The sequence below is a fragment of the Rhodopila sp. genome (genome assembly GCF_035548095.1).
Taxonomy (GTDB): Bacteria; Pseudomonadota; Alphaproteobacteria; order Acetobacterales; family Acetobacteraceae; genus Rhodopila.
Genome location: NZ_DASZUV010000023.1, coordinates 98,320 through 122,131, shown reverse-complemented (window position 1 = coordinate 122,131; position 23,812 = coordinate 98,320). Strand labels below are relative to the sequence as shown.

General features: G+C 66.2%; 20 protein-coding genes. 13 read left to right on the top strand and 7 right to left on the bottom strand.

All coding sequences use genetic code 11. The annotated features are described in order from the left end of the window. Nucleotide 1: 1 nt before the first annotated feature. From fumC to VHC04_RS17700, 3 genes are all read right to left on the bottom strand, one after another. The gene (gene fumC, locus VHC04_RS17710) at nucleotides 2-1,405 is read right to left on the bottom strand and encodes a class II fumarate hydratase (protein ID WP_325683715.1); all 1,404 of its coding nucleotides are present in this window, start codon (nucleotides 1,403-1,405) and stop codon (nucleotides 2-4) included. Between the two features lie 61 nt (nucleotides 1,406-1,466). After that, nucleotides 1,467-3,191 (bottom strand): ubiquinone-dependent pyruvate dehydrogenase, encoded by a 1,725-nt coding sequence (poxB, locus tag VHC04_RS17705; protein WP_325683713.1) that lies wholly within the window; start codon nucleotides 3,189-3,191, stop codon nucleotides 1,467-1,469. A gap of 364 nt (nucleotides 3,192-3,555) precedes the next feature. Beyond that, complete coding sequence (locus VHC04_RS17700) at nucleotides 3,556-5,145, bottom strand: ABC transporter substrate-binding protein (protein WP_325683711.1); 1,590 nt, start codon at nucleotides 5,143-5,145, stop codon at nucleotides 3,556-3,558. A 346-nt stretch (nucleotides 5,146-5,491) separates the two neighbouring features. Here VHC04_RS17700 and VHC04_RS17695 point away from each other — a divergent pair, with 346 nt between their 5' ends. The 3 genes from VHC04_RS17695 (at nucleotide 5,492) to VHC04_RS17685 (ending at nucleotide 8,742) form a co-directional block, all read left to right on the top strand. Continuing rightward, nucleotides 5,492-5,977: a MarR family winged helix-turn-helix transcriptional regulator gene (locus tag VHC04_RS17695; RefSeq protein ID WP_325683709.1), complete on the top strand. Its 486-nt coding sequence runs from the start codon at nucleotides 5,492-5,494 to the stop codon at nucleotides 5,975-5,977. After that, a complete protein-coding gene (locus VHC04_RS17690) occupies nucleotides 5,977-7,098 on the top strand; it encodes an HlyD family secretion protein (RefSeq protein WP_325683707.1) in 1,122 nt (373 codons plus the stop codon). The genes VHC04_RS17695 and VHC04_RS17690 overlap by 1 nt, the downstream gene beginning before the upstream one ends. Nucleotides 7,099-7,197: 99 nt before the next feature. Beyond that, nucleotides 7,198-8,742, top strand: coding sequence for a DHA2 family efflux MFS transporter permease subunit (locus tag VHC04_RS17685; RefSeq protein ID WP_325683705.1), 1,545 nt, complete (start codon nucleotides 7,198-7,200; stop codon nucleotides 8,740-8,742). Nucleotides 8,743-8,758: 16 nt separating this feature from the next. Here VHC04_RS17685 and VHC04_RS17680 read toward each other — a convergent pair whose 3' ends face one another. Continuing rightward, the gene (locus VHC04_RS17680) at nucleotides 8,759-10,255 is read right to left on the bottom strand and encodes an MFS transporter (RefSeq protein WP_325683703.1); all 1,497 of its coding nucleotides are present in this window, start codon (nucleotides 10,253-10,255) and stop codon (nucleotides 8,759-8,761) included. Nucleotides 10,256-10,406: 151 nt separating this feature from the next. On the opposite strand from VHC04_RS17680, the gene VHC04_RS17675 reads away from it, so the two are divergent. After that, nucleotides 10,407-11,363, top strand: coding sequence for an acetamidase/formamidase family protein (locus VHC04_RS17675; protein ID WP_325683701.1), 957 nt, complete (start codon nucleotides 10,407-10,409; stop codon nucleotides 11,361-11,363). A 106-nt stretch (nucleotides 11,364-11,469) separates the two neighbouring features. On the opposite strand, the gene VHC04_RS17670 is transcribed toward VHC04_RS17675, so the two are convergent. After that, entirely contained in the window at nucleotides 11,470-12,093 is a 624-nt protein-coding gene (locus VHC04_RS17670) for a chalcone isomerase family protein (protein WP_325683699.1), read from the bottom strand. A 296-nt stretch (nucleotides 12,094-12,389) separates the two neighbouring features. Here VHC04_RS17670 and VHC04_RS17665 point away from each other — a divergent pair, with 296 nt between their 5' ends. Together VHC04_RS17665 and VHC04_RS17660 are read left to right on the top strand one after the other, a co-directional pair. Then, the gene (locus tag VHC04_RS17665; RefSeq protein ID WP_325683697.1) at nucleotides 12,390-13,049 is read left to right on the top strand and encodes an SRPBCC family protein; all 660 of its coding nucleotides are present in this window, start codon (nucleotides 12,390-12,392) and stop codon (nucleotides 13,047-13,049) included. Beyond that, nucleotides 13,049-13,948: an AAA family ATPase gene (locus VHC04_RS17660; RefSeq protein WP_325683695.1), complete on the top strand. Its 900-nt coding sequence runs from the start codon at nucleotides 13,049-13,051 to the stop codon at nucleotides 13,946-13,948. The genes VHC04_RS17665 and VHC04_RS17660 overlap by 1 nt, the downstream gene beginning before the upstream one ends. Nucleotides 13,949-14,128: 180 nt before the next feature. Here VHC04_RS17660 and VHC04_RS17655 read toward each other — a convergent pair whose 3' ends face one another. Continuing rightward, nucleotides 14,129-15,307 (bottom strand): 4-hydroxybenzoate 3-monooxygenase, encoded by a 1,179-nt coding sequence (locus VHC04_RS17655; protein ID WP_325683693.1) that lies wholly within the window; start codon nucleotides 15,305-15,307, stop codon nucleotides 14,129-14,131. Between the two features lie 165 nt (nucleotides 15,308-15,472). On the opposite strand from VHC04_RS17655, the gene VHC04_RS17650 reads away from it, so the two are divergent. The 6 genes from VHC04_RS17650 to VHC04_RS17625 all read left to right on the top strand — a co-directional run bounded on the left by VHC04_RS17650 (nucleotide 15,473) and on the right by VHC04_RS17625 (nucleotide 21,289). Then, on the top strand, nucleotides 15,473-16,687 hold the full coding sequence (locus tag VHC04_RS17650; RefSeq protein WP_325683691.1) for an ABC transporter substrate-binding protein: 1,215 nt from the start codon (nucleotides 15,473-15,475) through the stop codon (nucleotides 16,685-16,687). Between the two features lie 163 nt (nucleotides 16,688-16,850). Further along, nucleotides 16,851-17,753 (top strand): LysR family transcriptional regulator, encoded by a 903-nt coding sequence (locus VHC04_RS17645; protein ID WP_325683689.1) that lies wholly within the window; start codon nucleotides 16,851-16,853, stop codon nucleotides 17,751-17,753. A 72-nt stretch (nucleotides 17,754-17,825) separates the two neighbouring features. Then, entirely contained in the window at nucleotides 17,826-19,013 is a 1,188-nt protein-coding gene (locus VHC04_RS17640) for a YbfB/YjiJ family MFS transporter (RefSeq protein WP_325683687.1), read from the top strand. A gap of 71 nt (nucleotides 19,014-19,084) precedes the next feature. Continuing rightward, nucleotides 19,085-20,260: a CaiB/BaiF CoA transferase family protein gene (locus tag VHC04_RS17635; protein WP_325683685.1), complete on the top strand. Its 1,176-nt coding sequence runs from the start codon at nucleotides 19,085-19,087 to the stop codon at nucleotides 20,258-20,260. Further along, nucleotides 20,257-20,736 (top strand): MaoC family dehydratase, encoded by a 480-nt coding sequence (locus VHC04_RS17630; protein ID WP_325683683.1) that lies wholly within the window; start codon nucleotides 20,257-20,259, stop codon nucleotides 20,734-20,736. Before VHC04_RS17635 ends, VHC04_RS17630 begins: the two co-directional genes overlap by 4 nt. A 256-nt stretch (nucleotides 20,737-20,992) precedes the next feature. Next, nucleotides 20,993-21,289 (top strand): HigA family addiction module antitoxin, encoded by a 297-nt coding sequence (locus VHC04_RS17625; protein ID WP_325683681.1) that lies wholly within the window; start codon nucleotides 20,993-20,995, stop codon nucleotides 21,287-21,289. Nucleotides 21,290-21,339: 50 nt separating this feature from the next. Here the strand turns inward: VHC04_RS17625 and VHC04_RS17620 are convergent, their stop codons facing one another. Then, nucleotides 21,340-22,131: a methyltransferase domain-containing protein gene (locus VHC04_RS17620; protein WP_408903829.1), complete on the bottom strand. Its 792-nt coding sequence runs from the start codon at nucleotides 22,129-22,131 to the stop codon at nucleotides 21,340-21,342. Between the two features lie 84 nt (nucleotides 22,132-22,215). On the opposite strand from VHC04_RS17620, the gene VHC04_RS17615 reads away from it, so the two are divergent. Further along, the gene (locus tag VHC04_RS17615; RefSeq protein WP_325683677.1) at nucleotides 22,216-23,802 is read left to right on the top strand and encodes a rhodanese-like domain-containing protein; all 1,587 of its coding nucleotides are present in this window, start codon (nucleotides 22,216-22,218) and stop codon (nucleotides 23,800-23,802) included. The last annotated feature ends 10 nt before the right edge of the window (nucleotides 23,803-23,812 follow it).

Here is a 23,812-nt window from a genome sequence, read left to right as displayed (position 1 = left end):
TTCATTCCGTCGCCACGAAGGGATGCACCATCTTGGCAGGGTCGACGATGCGGTCGAACTCCGCTTCATCCACGAAGCCCAGCGCCAGTGCCGCCTGTTTGAGAGTCATGTCGTGGTCCAGCGCGTGATGGGCGATCTGGGACGCCTTGTCGTAGCCGATCACCGGCGACAAGGCTGTCACCAGCATCAGCGAACGGTCGACATATTCCTTGATCTTGCGGGTATTTGGTTCGGTTCCTTCCACCAGATAGCGGCGGAAATTCACGCAGCCATCAGTCATGATCGCGATCGACTGGATGATATTGTGGATCATCAAGGGCTTGTAGACGTTCATCTCCAGATAGCCGCCGGCGCCGCCGAAGCCCACCGCGACATCGTTCGCCATGACCTGGACGGCGATCATCGTCAATGCCTCGGCCTGAGTCGGGTTGACCTTGCCGGGCATGATGGAGGAGCCGGGTTCGTTCGCGGGGATCAGCAGCTCGGCGAAGCCGGCACGCGGGCCGCAGGATAGCAGGCGGATGTCGTTGGCGATCTTGTACAGAGACACTGCCAGCGTGCGGAACGTTCCGGACAATTGCACGAGGGCGTCATGCGCGCCCTGGGCGGCAAACTTGTTGGGCGCGCTGACGAAGGGCAGGCCGGAGAAGCGGGCGATCTCGGCGGTGGCGGCCTCGGCGAAGCCGGGGGCGGCGTTGATGCCGGTGCCGACCGCCGTGCCACCCAGCGCCAGCCGGTAGACGTGCTTCACCGCGTCCCCCAACCGCTCCAGATCCTCGGTCAGCATCTCGGCATAGCCCGACCACTCCTGGCCCAGGGTCAGCGGCGTCGCATCCTGCATATGGGTGCGGCCGATCTTCACGATCCCATCCCAGGCCTTTGCCTTAGCGGCGATGGCGTCGCGCAGCTCCGTCACCGCCGGCATCAGCCGCTGCACGGTGTTCATCGCGGCGGCGATGTTCATGGCCGAGGGGAATGTGTCGTTCGAGGACTGCGACATGTTCACATGGTCGTTCGGATGCACCGGCGTCTTGCTGCCCAGCGCGGTGCCGGCCAGCTGGCAGCACCGGTTCGAAATGACCTCGTTCACGTTCATATTGAACTGCGTACCGCTGCCGGTCATCCAGACGTGCAGCGGAAACATGTCATGGTGCTGGCCGGCCAGGACCTCGTCGCAGGTCTTCACCACTAGCGCGCACGCCTTGTCGTCCAGCCGGCCCGCCGCATGATTGGCGACGGCGGCGGAGCGTTTCAGGATCGCATAGGCCGTGATCATCTCGCGCGGGATCAGATCGTGGCCGATGCTGAAATGCTCCAGTGAGCGCTGGGTCTGCGCGCCCCACAGCCGGTCGGCCGGGACCTGGACGGGGCCCAAACTGTCAGTCTCGGTGCGCATCGCCGTCATGGACGTTCCTTTCGGTGAGCTGGATACGGATGAGCTGAAACCCGTTTACCGGGACCCTGGATTACCGGAAGAGGTTGGTGCGCGCGAGTTCCACGATCTCACTGCCGCGGCCATTGAGGATGGCCTTGGCCAGGTACAGGCTGAATCCCTTGACCTGTTCCAGCGTGGTCGCGGGCGGCATCGCCAGCTCCAGCCGGTTGGTGACCACATCGACCAGTGCCGGACCGTCATGGTTCAGCGCCTCGGCAAGCGCGCCTGGCAGATCGCCGGGATCCTCCACGCGGCGTCCGAAGATGCCGGCCGCTTGCGCCACCTGGGCGAAATCCGGGTTCAGCAGGTCGGTGCCGAATTCCAGATAGCCGCCCGCCTTCATCTCCATCTCGACGAAGCCCAACGCACCGTTGTTGATCACGACCACCTTCACCGGCAGTTTCGCCTGCCGCAGGGTCAGCATGTCGCCCATCAGCATGGCGAAGCCGCCATCGCCTGACAGTGAAACCACCTGCCGCGTTGGATCGACGGCCTGGGCGCCCATTGCCTGGGGCAGCGCGTTGGCCATGGACCCATGCCAGAAGGAGCCGATCAGGCGGCGCCGTCCGTTCATGGTCAGATAGCGGGCGGCCCAAACGGTTGGCGTGCCGACATCGCAGGTGAAGACGGCATCGTCCGCCGCGAGCCGGTCCAGCACACGGGCGACATATTGCGGATGGATCGGCGGTTTGCCGGGCGTTCCGGCGGCGAGATCGTCCAGCCCCTTCCGAGCATTGCGGTAATGCGCGAGGGCCTTGTCCAGGAAGCTCCGGTCGCCGCGTTCCTGAAGTTTCGGCAGCAGTGCCTCTATCGTCGCGCGCACATCGCCCACCACGCCCAGATCGACCGGTGCGCGCCGCCCGATCACCTCGGGCCGCAGGTCCACCTGCGCGATGCGCGCCCCGGCCGGATAGAACTGGCGATAGGGAAAATCCGACCCCAGGATCAGCACCGTCTCGGCGTCCATCAGGGCATGATAGCCGGAGGAGAAGCCGATCAGCCCGGTCATGCCGACATCGAACGGATTGTCGTATTCGACATGTTCCTTGCCGCGCAGGGCGTGCACGATCGGGGCCTTCAACCGGTCCGCGAGGGCCACCACCTGGTCATGCGCCCCGGCGCAGCCGCCGCCGCACAGCAGCGTCGTGCAGCCGCCCCGGTTCAGCAGTGCCGCCAGCGCATCCAGGTCCGCCGGGTTGGGCATCACCACCGGCGGGGCCGGTTTCAGCCAGGCTGGGGACGGTGCCCGGATCGTCTCCAGCGCCACGTCCCCCGGCAGGACCACGACGGCGACGCCGCGCCTGCCGATCGCGGTGCGGATCGCCGTCTCCAGGCCGCGCACGATCTGGGCCGGCGTCGCGATCGGGCTGATATAGTGGCTGCACTCGGCGAACAGCGCACGCGGATCGGTTTCCTGGAAGTAACCGCTGCCGATTTCCGAAGACGGAATATGCGCCGCGATCGCCAGCACGGGGACACGGTTGCGGTGGCAATCATACAACCCGTTGATCAGGTGCAGGTTGCCCGGACCGCAACTGCCGGCACAGACGGCCAGCTCGCCGGTCAGCGCCGCCTCGGCGCCGGCGGCGAAGGCGGCGGCTTCCTCGTGCCGGGTGTGAATCCAGTCGATCGTGCCGCGCCGGCGCAGCGAGTCCGTCAACCCGTTCAGCGAATCCCCGACGACACCCCAGATCCGCCGGACGCCGGCCTGTTCCAGCATCGTCGCCACCAGGTCCGCAATGGTTTGCGTTGCCATCGGCTACTCCTGCCTTACCGGCAAAGACGGTTGTGCAATCCGGCGCCGGCGCGGAACGGCACACGCATGCCGTGCCCATCGGCCACGTTTTGCACCTGGGATATTGCCGCTCAATAGGTGGGTTAAATCCGCGATGCCAGCACAATCGGCGCCACCATCCGGGATGGCCGGCCAAACGGGCCCTTCCGATGCCGAGCAATTCCTTGATTTGGCGTGACAATTCGCCTCGGGCACGCCGGGTTCCGGGTTGTCGCGCCGGCGTGGCAAATTGTATCGGCGGGGCATCGGACCGGCGATTGGCCGGAAATGCCGACCGGGCCCGAACCGGTCTGCGTCGGACGCCTGGCCGGCGACGCGAGAGGCGTCAGGCCTTGCCGACGTTCCAGAACACCGGCACCGGTCCTTTCAGCAGCCCGCTCAGGCTCTTGTACCAGGCGGTTGGCGGGAAATACTGTCCCAGAGGAACGAAGGGCGCGAAGCTGAGCACTTCCTGCTGCAACTCCGTGGCCAGCCTCCTCTGCTCCGCCGGATCGGAGCTGTCGATCCAGGCGGTGTGCAACGCCTCGATCTTCGGATTGTCCGGCCAGCCGAACCAGGCCTTGGCGCCGTTGCCGCGCGCGGCGGGGATGGCCAGCGGGTTGAGGTAGTCCACCGCCGGGAAGGAAGCGGGGAACATCGACCAGCCGCCTTTGTCGATCGGTTCCCGGCTGGCGCGGCGCTGCACCACCGTGCCCCAGTCCATCGACTGGTCGTCGACAGTGATGCCGATGCGCTTCATCGTCGCCGCCAGCACCTGGGCCATGGCGTTGTAGAACGGCTGGTCGGTCGGATGCAGCAGGACCAGCTTTTCTCCATTATAGCCGGCGGTCTTCAGCATCGCCTTGATCTCGTCGACCGGTTTCTTGCCGCCCAGCCGATCCATGCCGGCGGTGTTGGCGCTTTCCGATCCCGGCAGGAACAGGCCGACCGGCGCATGGTAGCCGGAGCTGTCATCGCCCATCACCGCCTGCATCACCTCCACCGGGTCGACCGCGGCGAGGATAGCCTGGCGCACACCGATATTGGCGGTCGGACCTTGCAGCGCGTTGAAGCGTGCCACCGGATACAGTCCGTACAGGTCCAGCCGGTCGACGACCACGTTCTTGTTGGCGCGCAGCATCGGCAGCAGGTCGGGCAGTGGTGATTCGACCCACTCCACTTCCCCCTGCTGCAGTGCGTTCGCCGCGGTCGAGGCATCCGGCACGATGCGCCATTCCACCCGGTCCACCAGCACCCGCTTGCCGCCGGCGGTGAAATCCGCCGGCTCCGGCCGCGGCACATAACCGTCCGCCTTCGTAAACACCGCGCGGCTGCCCGAGACGTATTCCGACGGCTCGAACTTGAACGGGCCGCTGCCGATCACCTGTGGGATCTGCTTGTAGGGATCGGTCGCCGCGATGGCGGCCGGCATGATCACCGGCGGGCTGGGCTGGGTGCGTGCCAGGGCGAAGGGCAGGATGGAGAACGGCTTGTTCAGGCGAAACACCAGTGTCCGGTCATCCGGCGCGTCCAGGGCATCGAGCCGGGCGCCAAGAATCTGGCCGACGGAGTCGCGCTTCATCCATCGCTGCAAGGAGGCCACGCAGTCGCGGGCCAGCACTTTTTCACCATCATGGAAGGTCAAGCCGTCGCGGAGCTTGATGGTCCATCGCTTGCCGTCATCCTCGCTGACATGGCCTTCCGCCATCTGCGGATGCGGGTTCAGCCCGGCGTCGACGCCATACAGCGTGTCGAACACCAGGAAGGCGAAGTTCCGGGTCACCGTCGCCGTCGTCCAGATCGGGTCCAGACTGGTCAGGTTGGCCTGCGGCACGAAGACCAATGTCTTCGATGGCTGAGCCACCGCCGGCCGCGCGAGCGGTGCGAAAGCGGCCGGCGACAGGGCGGCCATGGTCAGCAGGCTGCGACGTTTCATTCTTCCCGGTCCCTTTGCGTAGGCGGCCGACTTGCGCGCGGCTGGCCGCGGCGACGTCCCGCGGGACGTCCATCGGCAGCACATCCGCGTCGCATGAGGCAAAAGCAGGGAGAGCCTGCCGTGATCAGAACGACCGCCGAATGGACACGTGCTGTAGCGGCTTTCCCGGCCCCTCACTCACTGGTGCGGGCGCGGGGCGGGGATGCGCTGTATGCATGGCAGATACCCTCGCGCGCCTTATCATAACGTGGCTTATGATGACGGATGCGGGCTAGAATTATGCTTCATCCTTCAAAGTTGCCTCACCCCTCATCGTCGCTTCACCCCTCATTGTCGGGACGACCTGTTGGACGAATTCCAGCGCGACCTGTTGTTTCTGCTGCATGACGTGGCACGGTCGCTGCGCGTCGAGGCCGACAAGCGTGCGCGCCAGCACCAGATGACGCGGGCGCAGTGGGGCATCCTGATCTGGCTGCGCCGGCAGCCCGGTATCTCGCAGAAGGAACTGGCCGAATTGCTGGAAGTGGAGCCGATCAGCGTCGCACGGCTGATCGACAGGCTGGAGGCGCGGGGGATGGTCGAACGCCGGCCCGATCCGCGGGACCGGCGCATCTGGCGCCTGCATCTGCTGGAGCCCGCCTGGGCGACGTTGGACGACATTTTCAAACAGCGGGCGGAACTGGCCCGTATCCTGACGGACGGGATCGACATGCGCGCGCTGGACACCATGACTGAGACATTGCTGCGTATGAAAGCCAACTTGAACCAGGAAGCGCAGGCCACGCGACGGGGTGGCGACGCCGACGAAACAGCCGCTCGGGAGGCTGTCTGATGTCTCAGGCAGCGGTCGACGAGGCCCCAAGGGTCGCGGCCGAATCGCCGCGTGTCGGCGACAGGGTCCACGCTCCGCCGACACGGCGGCGGATCGGACGCGGCGCCGTGCGTCCGATCCTGATGCTGGGCGGCATTCTGGCCGTCATCATCGGATCGGCATTCTACTGGATCACCGGTGGGCGCTACGTCTCGGTGGACGATGCCTACGTGAAGGCCGCCAAGGAATCGATCGCCACCGACGTGTCGGGCATCGTGATGGAGGTGCCGGTTCGCGAAGGCCAGCACGTCAAGCAGGGCGAGGTATTGCTGCGGCTGGATCCCAAGCCGTTCAAGATCGCCCTGGCCGGCGCCATCGCCGCGCGCGACGGGCTGTTGTCGACGCTCGACGCCGAGAAGCTGGACTACCAGCGCATGCTGAGCGAGGTGAAGGTCAAGGAGGCCGAGGTTGAATCCGACCAGGCCAATTTCGACCGCTACGCCAGCCTGGTGAAAAGCGGCGGTGTCACCCGGCAGGAATACGATAATGCCCGATACCGCCTGATGGCGAACAAGCGGGCGCTGGAATCGCTGCGTGTCGCCGCCGCTGTCGCATTGACCAAGCTGGGCGGCGACCCGAACGTCGATTCCCATACGCAGAACGATTACCTGCAGGCGGTGGCGAAGGTCGATGAGTTGCAGCGCCAGCTTGACCATTCCGTGATCTACGCACCGTTCTCCGGCATCGTGACCCAGGTGGATTCGGTGCAGCCCGGCATGTATCTGGGCGCATCGACCGCGGCGTTCGGACTGGTCTCCGATGAGCGGGTCTGGGTCGAGGCCAACCCGAAGGAGACCGAGCTGACCCATGTGAAGCCGGGCGACAAGGTGGAGATCACGGTGGATACCTATCCGGGCCATGTCTGGAACGGTCGGGTGGAATCGATCTCCCCGGTCAGCGGATCGGAATTCTCGGTGCTGCCGGCGCAGAACACGTCGGGGAACTGGGTGAAGGTCGTGCAGCGCATTCCAGTGCGGATCAAGGTCGACCGGAAGGCCGGGGAGCCGGCCCTGCGCTCCGGCATGAGCGTGGTCGCCGAAATCGATACGGGACATAAGCGCACCTGGCGCGATCTGTTCTGAGCCGAGACTGCGGCACCCGGCGACGACAACAGACGACGACAAGAAGACCGCGGGAAACGTCCGGATGCGCAATGGTCAGCCCGTGAGGCACTGTAACGCATGGCCGTAGCCCAACCGGAACCGGTTCCATACCGGATGATCATCACGCTCTGCACCGTCGGCGCGACGCTGATGCAGGCGCTGGACCAGACGATCGCCAATGTCGCGCTGCCCTACATGCAGGGCAGCCTGTCGGCGACCTATGACGAGATCACCTGGGTCCTCACCTCCTACATCACCGCCGCGGCGATCATGACCGCGCCGGTGGGTTGGCTGGCCGCGCGGTTCGGCCGGAAATACCTGTTCATCACGTGCCTGATCGGGTTCACCATCACATCGATGATGTGCGGCGCGGCGCAGTCGCTGAATCAGATGGTGATCTTCCGCATCCTGCAGGGCGTGTTCGGCGCCGCCCTGGTGCCGCTGTCGCAGGCGACGATGATGGATATCTACCCGGCCGAGAGGCGCGGCCAGGCGATGGCCATCTGGGGCGTCGGGGTCATGATCGGCCCGATCCTGGGCCCCACGCTGGGCGGTTACCTGACTGAAATGTACAACTGGCGGTGGGTGTTCTACATCAATCTGCCATTCGGCATCCTGGCTACCACTGGCCTGGTGTTCTGCATGCCGCGGTCGCATCCGAATTTCTTGATGAAGTTCGACTGGATCGGGTTTGGCGTGCTGTCGCTGGGCATCGGCGGCCTGCAGATGATGCTGGATCGCGGCCAGGACCAGGACTGGTTCAGCGCCACCGAGATCATCACCGAGGCGGTATTGGGCGGCCTGGGCATCTACCTGTTCATCGTGCATATGATGACGTCGAGGCGGCCGTTCATTCCGCCGGTGCTGTTCGCCGACCGCAACTTCGTGTCCGGCATCGCGATGATGTTCGCGGTCGGAACGATCCTGGTCTCCAGCTCGTCATTGATGGCGCCGTGGCTGCAGAACATGGCGAACTACCCGGTGGAGTCGGCCGGCCTGATCATGGCTCCGCGGGGCATCGGGACCATGGCCGCCATGCTGACCTGCGGACGGCTGAGCCAGAAGATCGATCCCCGCAAGATCATGGCCGTCGGGCTGCTGGCGCTGATCTGGTCGATGTGGGAACAGACGCACTGGACGCCGGATGTCGCGCAGTGGCGGATCATGATGACCATCATCATCCAGGGCGCGGGCCTGGGGTCGGTGTTCCTGCCGCTGCAGGTCATGGCCTTCGCCACGCTGGCCCCGCAATACCGGACCGACGGTGCCTCATTGTTCAGCCTGTTCCGCAACATCGGCGCCGCGGTGGGCGTGTCGGTGACCTCCTTCATGCTGGCGCATAATACGCAGGTCCTGCATGAGGAAATCGGCGCCCATGTCACGCCCTTCAACCGCGCGCTGCAGCGGGGTGATCAGGCCAGCCACCTATGGGACCCGTTTTCATCGCACGGAGCCGCGGCGCTGGACCATGTGGTGAACCAGCAGGCACAGATCGTCGCCTATATCGACGATTACCACATGATGATCTTCACGACGCTGCCAGCCTTGATCCTGCTGCTGCTGATGCGCCGCCCGCGCGGCGCGGTGACGCCGCCGGCGGACGCCCACGCCGCGATGGACTGATCGCCGCGGTCGCGCGCTACAAACGTCGTGCCGGCATGGTGGACGCGCATAGCACGATGCTGGTGGAGAAGACGGCAACCGTCAGGAACACGCCGCGGAACGCGTTCCCGACATCGGTCCGCACCGCGGCCTGATGTGCCGGGTCCAGCCCGTTCAACACGTCCGGCCCCTCTCGAACCATCTGCGCGAACAGGTCGGCCGTATCCGGATACAGGGTCGCGAGGAGACCGAACAGCACCGCTCCGGCCGCCGCGGCGCCGAAGGCAGAGCCCAGCGCGCGTGCCAGTTGCACCGATCCTGCCGCGGCGCCCAGCTGGCCGATGCTGCTGACAGTCTGCACGGTGATCTGCGCGGTAATCATCGCCGACCCCTGGCAGAGGCCGCCGATCGCCAGCACCCAGGCCAATTCCGCCCGGCTCAGCCACGGCGCGACGAGAGCCAGGAAGATCAGCGACAGGCCGGTGATGCTCAGGCCCACCGCCGGAAAGATCGCGGTGCGGCCGGTGCGGGAAATCAGCCAGCCCGTCACCACGGAGCCGGAGCTGACCGCGCCGGACAGCGGGATCAGCATAAGCCCCGCTTCCGCCGGCGTGGCGCCCGAGGCGGCCACCAGGTAGATCGGCAGGAATGTCATCAGCGCCGTCAGCGAGGCGCCGGAACACGCCGCCATCACGTCCGACCGCCAGAAGGACGGGTTGCGCAGCAGCCGCACGTCCAACAACGGTGCGGGCGTGCGGCCCAGATGCCAGGCCAGTGCCCAGACCCCGGCGACTGTCAGCAGCATCAGAATGGCGATCCGCGGCCAGGCGGAGGCGTCCGGCTGCTGCAACTGCGTCACCGCCAGCAGCAGCGGCACCACGGCACAGGCGAGCAGCAGCACGCCGATGACGTCAAAGCTGGCCTTGCCCTGGCCACGCACGCCGTGTGGCAGCCGCAGCGTCAGCGCGATGGCGACGGCGCAAAGCGGCAGATAGGTCAGGAACACTGCGTGCCAGCCCCATGCCTGGGTAATCAGGCCGCCCGCCACGGGCCCGATGGTGGTGCCGGCAACGATGTTTGCGGCGAGATAGCCTTGGAACGTGCCGCGTTGGCGGGTCGGCACATGCTCGCCCACCAGCGCCTGGGCCATCGTCATCAGGCCGCCGCCGCCCAGCCCCTGCAGCACGCGGCCCACCAGCAGGATCCCGAAGCTCGGCGCAAAGGCACATAACGTGGAGGCGAGGGCGAAGGCCAGCAGCGACACGATCATCATCCGGCGCCGGCCGAACAGGTCCCCCAGTCGCCCATAGGCCGGGGCGGCGACCGTGCCGGCAATCAGGTTGGCGATCACCACCCAGGACAGGTTGTGGACTTCGCCGAAGCTCTTGGCGATCGACGGCAGCGCGGTAGCGACGACGGTGCCGTCCGCAGAGGCGAGAAAAACCGGTAGAATGATGGGTGGCACCACCAGCCCGAACAGGTTTCGCGGCGGCGGCACGCGCGGCGCCTGTTGCAGGGCGCTGGGCGAAGTCATCGGCTGGAACGTTTCCGTGGTTGGTGGTTCTGTCTCTGTTGCCACACTTGGCGGCGCGGCGCCATCTGGCGGGGCAGGGCGCCAGCGGTGTTGTGCCGCCTCTACCGATGTGGTGGCATCGGCGCATCGCCAACGAAGCCGGGGACATCGCATGGCCACGCACCGCCTGACCTCCACGCCCGAGACCGTCCGCTGGGGAATGTTCGACGCATCCTTCCCGCCGCTGCTGACGATCGCGTCCGGTGATACGGTGGTCATGGAATGCGTCTCGGGCGGGCCGGAGGTGATGCCGCCGCCGGAGTCGGGCCTGAAGATCCCGCCGGCGCTGGCAGCGATCCACGCCGCCAATATCCCCCGCGCGCCCGGTCACCTGATTACCGGCCCGATCGCCATCGCCGGCGCGGAGCCGGGTGACATGCTGGAGGTCCGGATCGACGCGATCGAGCTGGGCAACGACTGGGGCTTCTGCGGCTTCCGCCCGCTGGCCGGCACCTTGCCCGAGGACTTCCCGGAAAAATTCCTGTCGCATATTCCTGTCGATCGGGAACGGATGACATGCCGGATGGCCTGGGGGACGGAGCTCAATCTCGCGCCGTTTTTCGGGGTGATGGGCGTAGCGCCGCCGCCCAATTACGGCACGATCTCCACCGTCCAGCCGCGTGAGCATGGCGGCAACCTGGACAACAAGGAGCTGACCGCCGGGTCCACGCTCTTCCTGCCGGTCTGGGCTCCGGGCGGCTTGTTCTCGGCCGGTGACGGGCATGGCGTCCAAGGTGACGGCGAGGTGTGCATCAACGCGCTGGAAATCTGCCTGACCGGCACGTTCACCTTCGTGCTGCACAAAGGCGGCGGTCCGCGTGATCCCCTGTTGCGCTATCCGCGGGCGGAGACCGCCAGTCACTACATCTCCATGGGGATGCATGAGGATCTGGACATGGCGATGAAGACCGCGCTGCGGGAGATGATCGCCTTCATCACCAGTCGGGCCAACCTGTCGCGACAGGAAGCGTATCAGTTCTGCTCGTTGGCGGTGGATTTCCGTGTCACCCAGACGGTGAACGGTGAGAAGGGGGTGCACGGCCTGTTGCGGAAGGGGCTTCTGTTCTGATCGGCCTGCTATTCTGATCGGCCTGGCAAGGCGCAGGCTGGTTCAGCCGGCCTGTTCCCTGCTGCCCTGATCCCTGCTGCCCTGATCCCCTGATCCCCGGGGATTACTACATCGGTACGCCCAGCAGCGCCGCCCGCAGCTCAGGCGACGGCGGATGGCTGCCGATAAAGCCCTCGATCACCATGTTGCCCAGCCGGTTGTCGTTGAACGTCGCGACCTGTCTGCCGTTGAACAGCACGAGGAATGCATTGGCGGTGACGATGAATTCGGTGACATCCCCCTCCTGCACCGGTGCCGCCGATGCCATCAGCTTGTCGAAATCGGCCTGCAGAGCGGGATCGCAGCCGCCACCGCCGCAATTCACCTTCTCACCCTCGCGATAGCGGTCCTGCACCTGGTCCTTGGAGCCGCTGTGGATGTAGTGCAGGGCGATCACTTTCGGCCCCGGCGAGGCGAGGATGGCCTGTGAATCCGCGCTGCGCTGCGGCAGATACAGAGCGACGACATAGATGCGGACATGGAGGAAGGTCAGCGTGCGCAGGGCGGCGCCGTTCAGCACCAGGGTCTTGCCATCGACGACCATGCTGTCCGGCACGGCCACGCCCGAGACGGTTGCCGCGCGGGCCACGGTTGGCAGGAACGGCATGGCGGCGATGCCGGCGGCGTATCGCAGCAGGGGGCGCCGGGTCCAGGCCGTGGACGGGGCTGTGGCAGGGGCGATCGCTGTCATGAAGAACCTTCTGTCCGGAGCGAGGGAACGGGGCGGGTTATGGCTATGATGAAATGATGCGTGACTGTTCCTGCCATGGTCAATGCACGCAAATATGAACAGTCGGATCGGCTTGGCACGGTCGGCGGGATGCGCAATGACCGCCTGACGGCGCGCCCGGCCACGGTGCCGGCCGGGACGCCGGTCCTTCGCAGGTTGGTTGCCCAGGTCGGTTGTCCAGGTCGGTTGTTCAGGTCGGTTGCATGGCCGCGACCCTGCCAGTAACGTCCGCCGCGCAGAATTAAGGGTTTGTACCGATGGATATGACGGGCGAGCGGCGCATTCCGGCGCCGCGGCAGATTGTCTGGGATGCCTTGAACAATCCGGAAGTGCTGAGAGCCAGCATTCCCGGCTGTGAGAGCCTGGAGAAGACGTCCGACACCCAGATGAAGGCGACGGCCGCGGTCAAGCTGGGCCCGATTTCGGCCCGCTTCAACGGCAATGTCACCTTGTCCGACATCAATGCCCCTAGCAGCTACAAGATCAGTGGCGAAGGGCAGGGCGGAGTCGCCGGTTTCGCCAAGGGCGGCGCGGATGTCAGCCTGGCGGACGACGGTGAGGCGACACTGCTGCGTTATCAGGTCAACGCCCAGGTCGGCGGCAAGCTGGCGCAGCTCGGCGCGCGGCTGATCGATGCCAGCGCCAAGCAGATGGCCGATGCGTTCTTCGACCGGTTCTCGGAAGAGGTGCGTCGGCTGTCGCCCGACAGCGAGGTGCTGCCGTCCGGCCTGATGGCCGGAGAGACTTATGCGTCGGAGCCCGAGGTTGTGATAGGCAGCGCGCTGCACCGGCCGCCCTCGGCCATCCCGCTCTGGGCGCTGATCCCCAGCGAACCATTTGGCTGGCCGCTGGCCGCCTGGATCGGCGGCGCCGTTTTCGTGCTGCTCATCCTGTTCGCCCTGGGAAGCATGCTGTAGTGGCGGACCGGCCCGCAACGGTCGCCGACACCGAGGCCTTGCTGGCGAAAGGCGGCTATATCGCCGACCGGGAACTGGCGACGACGGTCCATCTCGCCCTGGCGATGGAGCGGCCGCTGTTCCTGGAGGGCGAACCCGGGACCGGCAAGACGGAAATCGCCAAGGTGCTGGCCGCCGGACTTCAGCGGCGGCTGGTGCGTCTGCAGTGCTATGACGGCATGGATCTGTCGGCGGCGGCCTATGAGTGGGACCATGCGCGGCAGTTGATGGCGATCCGCCTGGCCGAAGCCGCGGGTCAGACGGACCGCACGGAACTTGCCCATGACATCTATACCGCCGAGTTCCTGCAGGCGCGGCCCCTGCTGTCGGCGGTGAATCCCGACCTGCCGCCGGCGGTGCTGCTGATCGATGAGCTGGATCGGGCCGATGAGCCATTCGAGGCGTTTCTGCTGGAGCTGCTGGCCGACTTCCAGATCAGCGTGCCGGAGTTCGGCACCGTGCGGGCCAAGGTCCGCCCCGTGGTGGTTCTGACATCGAACCGGACACGCGAGGTGCACGATGCCATCCGCCGGCGCTGCCTGTACCACTGGGTCGACTACCCGGACGCCACCCGGGAGCGCGCCATCCTGGCCGCCAAGGCGCCGGGCGTGCCAGAACGCCTGGCCGCCCAGGCTGTTTCTTTCGTCCAACGTCTGCGTCAGGAGGATCTGTTCAAGCTGCCAGGTGTCGCCGAAACGATTGACTGGGCGCAGGCGCTGTCCTATCTGAACAAGACCGAACTGACAGCCGGCGATGTGGATGAGACGCTGGGCGTGCTGCTGAAATACCAGGATGATATCGCCAAGGTGAAAGGCGCCGAAGCGGCGCGCCTGGTTACGGACATTACCATGGCAGGCTGAGCGGTATCGCCTGGTGGCAATCAAGTACCGGTCGGCGCGGCGTTTGCCACAACGGATTTACTACGGCGGATTTGCCACGACGGATTTGCCACGACGGAAAGGAACGGCGGACCGCGCCTCGGCCTCGATGCCGCCTGGCATGTCTCCTCCGCTGTCTGGTATGGGGCAGCCGGTTGCCGTTCAATCGAACGGCAACCCGACATAGTTTTCGGCCAGCATCCGAGCGGCTGTTTCGGATGTGCACAAAAGGTCCAGCTCGGCGGAACGGATTTGCCGATCGAATCCGTCATCGGAATCGTTCTGATGAAGAACCGTGGTCATATACCAGGAAAACCGTTCCGCCTTCCACACCCGCCGCAGGCACGTGCGGCTGTAGTAGTCCAGCGCCGCGCCATCGTTCCGATGGTACATCGCTTCCATGGCGCGGGACAGGATCAGCACATCGGCCACCGCCAGGTTCAGGCCCTTGGCCCCGGTTGGCGGTACGATATGGGCGGCGTCCCCGGCGATGAACAGGCGCCCATGCTGCATCGGCTCGCAGACGAAGGATCGCAGGGGAACGATGTTCTTCTGAAAAATCGTGCCTTCCGTCAGCGCCCAGCCATCGACGTCCAGCCTCGCATGCAGTTCGTTCCAGATCCGGTCATCCGGCCACGCGGCCAGATCGTCCGCCGGGTCGCACTGCAGATACATCCGTTGCACCGCGGGTGACCGAGTGCTCAGCAGCGCGAACCCCTTGTCCTGTTTGCTGTAGATCAGCTCGTGCCAGGATCGCGGCGCTCGGACCAGAATGCCGAGCCAGCCGAACGGATAAAACTTCTGATATTCCCGCCGGACGGCAGTGGGAATCGCCTGGCGGCCGGGTCCATGGAAGCCGTCCGCGCCGACGATGTAGTCGCATCGCAACACCGTCCGCTCCCCGGTGCCGGCCCGGCGAAAGGCAATACTTGGCCTCTCCGTATCCGCGTCCAGGACCGTGGTGTCGCCGACGCCGAACAGGATCTGGCCGCCGCGATCGAGCAGGCCGGCGATCAGGTCCCTCAGTACTTCATGCTGGGCATAGACGGTGACGTGCTTGCCGCCGGTCAGCCCCGAAATATCGATGTGATGGCGTTGGCGGTCCCATTGCAGGGTAATGCCGCTATCGAAATGGCCTTCCCGCCGCATCCGCCCGCCCAGCCCGAGTTCGTCCAGCAGCAGCGTGACCCAGTGCTCCAGCACGCCGGCGCGCAGCGTGCCCTCCACCTGTTCGCGGCTGCGTGCCTCCAGGACCACGGCATCGATGCCGGCGCGCTGCAGCAGCAGGGCCAGAAACAGCCCCGCGGGTCCAGCACCGATGATCCCGACCTGGGTCCTCACGTCGATGATCCTCTCACACTCAGCGCGCCGTGGTTTTGTCCTATTGGCATTTTAATGGCGTGCTCCGGCGCGATGACCATAAGCTGATGGCGCATGCCCGCAAACAGGGCAGCGAAACAGGGAGTTGCCCAGAAGGGGAGTTGCCCAGAAGGGAGTTGACCAGACATGATCACCAGACGTTCCATGCTCACCGCTGCCTCGGCGGTCGGCCTGCTGCCGATGATGCCGGCCATCGTCAGAGCCGACGACATGCCAGGCGTGACAGCCACCGAAATCCGCATCGGTAACACCATGCCATATAGCGGCCCCGCCTCCGCCTACGGCACCATCGGCAAGGCGATCGCGGCGATGTTCAGAATGTACAACGATGACGGAGGATTTGCCGGCCGAAAGGTCACCTTCATCTCCTACGACGACGGCTACAGCCCGCCCAAGACGGTCGAGCAGGTGCGACGCCTGATCGAGGAGGACAAGGTGGCCGCCATGTTCGCGCCGTTGGGCACGCCGACCAATTCGGCCACGGTCCGCTATATCAACGCCAGGAAGGTGCCCGACCTGTTCCTGGCCACCGGCGCCGACAAATGGGGTGACTACAAGCAGCACCCGTGGGTGATCGGCTGGCAACCAAGTTACGTGGTCGAGGCGCAAGTCTACGCGAAGTATATCGAAAAGGAGAAGCCGGATGCGAAGATCGGCATCCTGTATCAGAACGATGACTTCGGCAAAGACTACCTGACCGGCGTGCGGGACATTCTGAAGGACAAATATGACAAGCTGGTCACCACCGCTTCCTATGAGGTGACGGATGCCACCATCGACAGCCAGCTGACCTCGCTGCGGACAGCGGGTGTCCAGGTGCTGATGACGATCGCCTCTCCGAAGTTCGCCGCCCAGTCGATCCGCGGCGTGGCCTCGATGGGTTGGAAGCCGCTGCACATCCTGTCCGGCGTATCGGTGTCGGTGGGGGCGGTGATGCAGCCCGCCGGGCCTGAGCACGGGATCGGGATCGTCAGCTCCGCATATCTGAAGGACCCGACGGATCCGCGCTGGGACAATGACGCCGGCATGAAGCAGTGGCGCGCCTTCATGGCGAAATACTATCCGGACGGCGATGTGAAGGATGGCGGCAACGTATCGGCCTTCGGTCTGACCTATACCATGGCGCAGGTGCTGAAGCAGTGCGGCAATGACCTGTCGCGACCCAACATGATGAAGCAGGCGACCAGCCTGAAGAATGTGGAAGTGCCGGTGCTGCTGCCGGGGATCGCCATCAACACCAGCGCGACCAACTACCGGCCGATCCGGCAGCTTCAGCTCATGCGCTGGACCGGCAAGACCTGGGACCTGTTTGGTGACATCATCTCGGGCGAGGCCGCCTGACCTTCCGGCTGCGGGCGCTCTCGCCCCGCTGGCCGCGGCGCTCTATGCTGCTGCCAGCGGGACTGGGCCAATGGGTTGCGTCCAGCGGGCTGCGGTGAGGCGGGTGCGGCCGCGCGCCTGAGGGCCATTGCGGAGGGCCATTGCGCCCCGAGGGAGATTCCGAATGGACGCAGGCGACCTGCGCGTCTTCGAAGCCGTGGCACGCCTGGGCGGGATGAACCGGGCCGCCGAGGAACTGCACACGGTGCAATCCAACGTCACCGGCCGTATCCGCGCGCTGGAGCAGGAGCTGGGCGTCCCCTTGTTCGACCGCCATGCGCGTGGCGTCGTCTGCACGGCGGCCGCCCGGCGTCTTCTGCCTTATGCCCATCGCGTCGCCGCCTTGCTGCACGACGCACGGCGGGCCGCCCGCGACGACGGCGAGCCGTCGGGACCGCTGGTGATCGGCAGCCTGGAAACAACCGCGGCGATCCGGCTGTCACCCCTGCTGGCCGGCTACGCCGCCGCATATCCTCATGTGGACTTGTCGTTGCGCACCGGCACCACCGGCGAACTGATACAGGATGTGCTGGCCCGTCGGGTCGAGGGCGCCTTTGTCTGCGGCCCGGTGGATCACCCGGACCTTGCCGCCGAATCCCGCTTCCAGGAGGAACTGGCGGTGCTGACCGCCCCGACCGTCACCGATCCGGACGCGATCATCAGTGGCGGCGATTTTCGGATCGTCGTGCTGAAGGCCGGCTGTTCGTATCGTCTGCGGTTGGAGGCCTATCTGGCCCGCCGCGGCGCGACCGGTATCCGCATTCTGGAATTCGGCACGCTGGAGGCCATTCTGGCGTGCGTCGGCGCCGGCCTGGGAATTACCCTGTTGCCGCGTGCCCTGGCGGAAACCGTGCGCCGAGCCGGCCAGGTGGCGGTGCATCCGTTGCCGACAGGGGAGGCGATGGTGGAGACCGTTTTCCTCCGCCGCCGTGATGGCTATGTCTCGAAAGCTCTTGCCGCCTTCATCGCCATGACGGCGCCGGGCGAAACGGGACCGGCCGATCGGTTTGCCAGTGCTGCCGAGTAATCGGCGCCACCGATCGCAGCGATCATTTCTTTCCGTTTTCCCTGATGGATGCCACAGCCTAGATCGGCTGGCATGTCCAGTCCCCGCACGATTGCATTTCCCGCTGCCACCCATGCCGGCGCCATGCCGGTGGCGCTTGGGGGAATGATTGCCATGGCCGGCGCGGTTGGCATCGGACGCTTCGTCTATACGCCCATCCTGCCGGTGATGATGGCAGCGTTGCACCTTTCGAAAGGGCAGGCAGGGCTGATCGCGTCGGCGAATTTCCTTGGCTACCTGGCGGGGGCGCTGCTGGCGGGCGTGGCCGCCCTGCCGGGCTCCCGGCGCTGCTGGCTGCTGGGCACGCTGGCGGTAACCGGCCTGACCACGGCGGCGATGGGGGCGACCGCTTCGGTATTCGCTTTCCTCGGCCTGCGCTTCATCGGCGGTGCCGCCAGCGCCTTCGTCCTGGTGATCGCCTCCGTGCTGGTGCTCGAGCGTCTGGCCCTGATCGGACGGCCCGGGCTGGCGGCACTGCATTTTGCCGGGGTCGGTATCGGTATCGCCGTCTCGGCGGCCGCGGTTTCGGCCGGCCTGATCGCTGGCATGAGCTGGCAGGGCCTGTGGTTTGGTGTCGGCGTACTGGCACTGCTCGCGGTGCCGCTCGCCGGTTGGCTGATCCCGCCCGAACCGGCGCACGCATCCCCCGCGGCCCGCCATGCGACCGGGCGTGGCGCCGGCCTGGTGTGGCTGGCGGCCGCATACGGGTTGTTCGGCTTTGGCTACATCATCACCGCCACGTTCCTCGTCGCGATCGTCCGTGCATCGCCGGCCATGCGCGGCGCGGAAATGCTGGTGTGGTTGCTGGTCGGCCTGACAGCCGCGCCCTCCGTCGCGTTGTGGTCACGCCTGGCGGGCCGGATCGGCGCTCGTTCCGCCTATAGCCTGGCCTGTCTGCTGCAGGCGGCCGGCGTGGCGGCCAGCGTGTTGTGGCCGAGCGCGGCCGGCGCGCTGCTGGCCGCCGCCTTGCTGGGCGGCACTTTCATGGGACTGACCGCCCTAGGCCTCGCCGAGGCTCGGCTGCTGGCACCCGCGAATCCGCGACCCGCGTTGGCATTGATGACGGCTTTCTTCGGCCTCGGGCAGGTCATCGGGCCGGCCTTGGCCGGCGCCCTGTCGGATCGCACCGGTTCCTTCGTATTGGCTTCGCTGCTGGCCGCTGCGGCGCTGATGGTCGCCGCGCTGATCGCGCAGATCCGTCCGACACGTTCCCGGCTTTGACAGGAACGCTTTGACAGGGAAGGGCACCGGCGCTTTTCTCCGCCGCGTACTGCGATTGAGGAAACGTCCGAATGCGCCCGATGGAAGGCATGCGCGTGATCGCGCTGGAACACGCGGTGGCCGCCCCGTTGTGTACGCGGCACCTGGCCGACCTGGGCGCGGAGGTGATCAAGATCGAGCGTCCGGGCGAGGGCGACTTCGCCCGCAACTACGATGACTTCGTCCACGGCCAGTCCAGCCACTTCATCTGGCTGAACCGCGGCAAGCGCAGCGTGACGTTGGACGTGAAGAACCCCGACGCACGAGAGGCGTTGGACAGGCTGATCACCGGCGCCGACGTGCTGATCCAGAACCTCGCGCCTGGCGCCGCCGCGCGGCTCGGCCTGAGCTACGAGGCGTTGAAGCCGAAGAATCCAAGGCTCGTGGTCTGCGACATCTCCGGCTACGGGGAGAGCGGACCCTACGTGACGAAGAAGGCTTATGACCTGCTGATCCAGGCCGAGGCCGGGTTGATCGCCGTGACCGGGCCGGCGGATGAGCCGTCGCGCGTCGGCATCTCGGCGGCCGACATCGCCACCGGCATGTACGCACTGACCGGCATCCTGTCCGCCCTGCTGCGCCGTGGCCGGACCGGGGAGGGAGCGAACGTGAAGGTCGCCATGCTGGATGCCGTGGCCGAGTGGACCACCTGGACGCAGCTCCGCCACGCCTATCTGGGCTCCCCGCCGCCCCGCGCGTCGACGGAGCATCCGTCGATCGCGCCGTATGGCGCGCACAGGACGAAGGATGGGCAGATCATCCTGGGCTTGCAGAATGAGCGGGAATGGGCGGTGTTCTGCGAGAAGGTACTGGGCGACAAGTCCATCATGGAGGATCCGCGTTTCAGCACCCAGACTGCACGGCGGGAGAACCGGCCGGCGCTGACGGCGCTGATCGAGGACAAGCTGTCCACCATGACCTCGGCCGAGGCGGCGGACTATCTGGAACAGGCCGGCATCGCCAATGGACGGCTGAACCAGCCGATCGATGTCTGGAACCATGTGCAACTGGTCGCCCGCGACCGCTGGCGGGAGATCGGCACCCCGAACGGTCCGGTGCGCGCGATGCTGCCACCCTTCACCTTTACCGATCAGGAAGCGGTGATGGGCGATGTGCCCGCCGTGGGTCAGGATACCGAAGCCGTGCTGACGGAGCTGGGCTTCGACAGCGCCCGGATCACCCGCATGCGGGAGACACACGCGATATGAGCGAGCCCTTCGACCCCGCCGCGCACCGGATGGTGCCGGAGCAGCGCTGGTTCGACGATTTCCGCCTGGGCGAGCGTTTCATGCTGCCCAGCCGGACGATGACCGAGGCCGTGTTCCTGGCGTTCCAGGGTGCCAGCGGCGACGCCCATCCGATCCATTACGATGTCGAGTTCTGCAGGGCGCGCGGCATGCCGGGTTTGCTTGCCCATGGGCTGCAGACGCTGGCACAGACGGCGCCAGGCGCGGGTCTGTTTCCGTACCTGGTGGAGGATTCGATCATCGGCTTCATCGAACAGTCCAGCAAATTTCTGAAACCGGTCTTCGCCGGCGACACGGTCTATCCGGCGCTGGAGATCGATGAGCTGACGCCGAGCCGGACCACGGGCGTGCTGGGTTTCCGGACGACGGTGCATAATCAGCGTCGCGAACTGGTGCTGGAAGGCCGGCAGCGCTACCTGCTGCGGCGGCGCCCGTAACGGCGTTTTGTCAACGTATCGTGTCAACGGCGCTCTTTTGTCCATTGAATTCATTCGACGGTCGACGCGAATGGTTTCACCAGCAGGAGGCCTGCCAATATCTGAATCACTCGCTCGGGGCTGGCAACGCTCCGGTTCCGGGTCGATCCGGTCACAAAAATTTTTTCGTTCACCCGCAAATTAAACAGGTTCTGCCATTTTGCTGCCATGACTCGGCACCAAGGTTTCGCCAGTGGTACTTCCCATAGGTCCAACCATGGCGCGCATAGGTCGAAGATTGCACCCCGGTCGCGTATTGCGTGAGGAATACATGGAGCCGATGCGGCTCGACGCGGACCACCTCGCCCAAGCGCTGGGTGTTCCATCCAGCCAGATCGTTCATGTCATCGACGACAGGCAGCCGATGACCTCGGATTTGGCCTTGCGGCTGGCACGGTGTTTCCGGACCAGCCCGCAATTCTGGCTGGGCTTGCAGACGGCCTATGATCTGGCCCAGACCCAGGCCCGGATTGGGGCGGAGATCGAGGCGAACGTCCAGCCGCTCGCCGCCTGATACGCGGCAGGGTGAGCGGCGCAGATAGTACTCAAGCAGGACCGGCGCCGCTATGGTTGCGGTGGGGCCCAGCCGGTCATGATCGCCATCCGTAGCGTCGCCACGACGCGGCCTCCCTCGGCTGGCAACCGCGCCAGGGCGGCCGGAAACAGCGAGCGGTCGGGAATGCAGCCATGCCGCGCCAGCACTGCATTTGTTTCACCCGCCGCGCGCAGATCCGTCAACAGGGTGAACGGATTGGCATAGAGCAGCCGGATCTCATCCAGGTCCGCCACAGGCAGCACGAACCCGGCCCGCTGCAGCAGCCCGGCGCAGTCCCGCAGCTCGGGGAACGGCGACACGCGGGGGGCGGCGCCGCCGGTTAGCGCGGCCTCTGCTTCGGTCAGCGCGGCCCGCAGCTCCGCCAGTGTACCCAGCGCCGGCAGGCTGGCCAGCAGCAGCCCGTCCGGGCGCAACGCGTGGCGCAGCTGGACCAGCGCACCTGGCAGGTCGTTGATCCAATGCAGCGACAGGCTGGCGACCACCAGATCGAAGCTGGCCGGAGCGAAGGGCAGCCACTCCTCGTCCGCCGCCACGGCAGGGCCGCCATTCAGCGCCGCCATGGCCGGTGACAGGTCGCTGCTGACCACCCGCATGCCGCGCGCGCGCAGCAGCGGCGCCACGACACCGCGCCCGCCTATGTCCAGGACATCGGTGAACCGGCGCGTCATGTCGTCCAGCCGGTCCAACAGCCGCTCCGCCGCGTCCCGCAGCACATCGGCCACCGAACCGACCGTCGCGGCCGCCCGCTCCCGGTGCAGCCGCACGGCGTGGCGGTCGAAAACCAGCATCCTCTCGTCCATCCGCGCCATCTGCGCCGGCGCGGCCCCGTTGCCAAGCCCGCGCGTCCGCGCCTACCGTCCGCCGGCGAATGGGAGGGACCCGGTATGCAATACATCGACGCTGCGACGCTGCGTGCCTGGATCACCGATGGCCAGGAACTTGCGCTCCTGGATGCGCGTGAAGATGGGGAATTCGGGGCCTCTCACCTGTTCTGGGCGATCCCCTGCGGCCTGGCGCGGCGGGAGGTCCGGGCGCGGGCCCTGCTGCCGCGCCTATCGGTGCGGATCTGCTGCGTCGATGACGGTCGCGGCCTGGCGGAAGACCTTGCCGGCTGGCTGGAAACCATCGGCGCCAGTCACGTGCATGTGCTGAAAGGCGGCACCAGGGCCTGGGCCGATGCCGGCTATGTGCTGTTCAGCGGCGTCAACGTTCCGTCCAAGGCATTCGGCGAATGGGTGGAGCACCATTACGGCACGGAAAGCGTCGACGCGCCCGAGTTGGATGCCTGGATCAAATCGGGCCGGGACATGGTCGTGCTGGACAGCCGCACCAAGGAGGAATTCACCCGGATGTCGATCCCGACCGGGATCAGTGTGCCGGGCGGCGAACTGGCCTATCGGATCGGTGATATCGCGCCGAACCCTGATACGCTGGTGGTGGTGAACTGCGCCGGCCGCACCCGCTCCATCATGGGGGCCGAGAGCCTGCGCCGCGCCGGTATCCCGAACAAGGTCGTCGCGCTGCGCAACGGTACGATGGGATGGGAGCTGGCGGGCCTGACCTGCGATCGCGGCCGCACCGATGCCTTCCTCCCCGGTACGCCTCGAACCTCTGCTTTGGCGTTGCAGCGGGCTCAGGCTTTCGCAGCGGAGTCCGGCGTGGGCACGATCACGCCCGCCCAGTTGGATGCATTCCGGCGGGACGGCGACCGTACCCTATATGTGCTGGATGTGCGTGATCCGGCGGAGTTCAAGGCCGGCCATCTGGAAGGCAGCCGCAACGCGCCGGGCGGGCAGCTCGTGCAGGCGACGGATACGTGGATCGGTGTGCGCAACGCCCGCATCGTGCTGGTCGATGATACGGGGGTGCGTGCGCGCATGTCTGCCGCGTGGCTGCGCCAGATGGGTCATCGGGACGTCTTTGTGCTGGAAGGCGCCACGCTGACATCCACGGCCCCGGAGGCGCCGGCGCCCGAACTGGCCGGTTCGGTGCGGTTCGTCGATGTCCCGACCCTGGCCGCTCGGCTGGAAGCCAGGGATGGCACGGTGGTGGTCGACCTGAACCGCAGCATCGATTTCCGCGATGGCCACATCCCGGGTGCCATCTGGGGCGTCCGCTCTTATCTGCGGAAGGAGGACGTGGCGGGCAGGAAAATCGTGGTGACGTCGCCCGACGCGCTGTTTGCACGGCTGGCCGTGCCGGAGCTGCTCGCCCTGGGCGCAGCCGAGGTGCAGGTGCTGCAGGGCGGCACGCAGGCCTGGGTCGCCGCCGGCCAGCCGGTGGCGCGTGACCGGACGGTACCGCCCGACGAAGCGTGCATCGACTTTTATCTTCGTCCCTATGACCGCAATTCCGGTATTGAGGAGGCGATGCACGCATATCTGTCGTGGGAGATCGACCTGGTTCACGAGATCAAGCGGGACGGCACTGTCGCCTTCGGCATACCGGCGGAGCGTCCCCACGCCGCTTGAAGCGAAACTC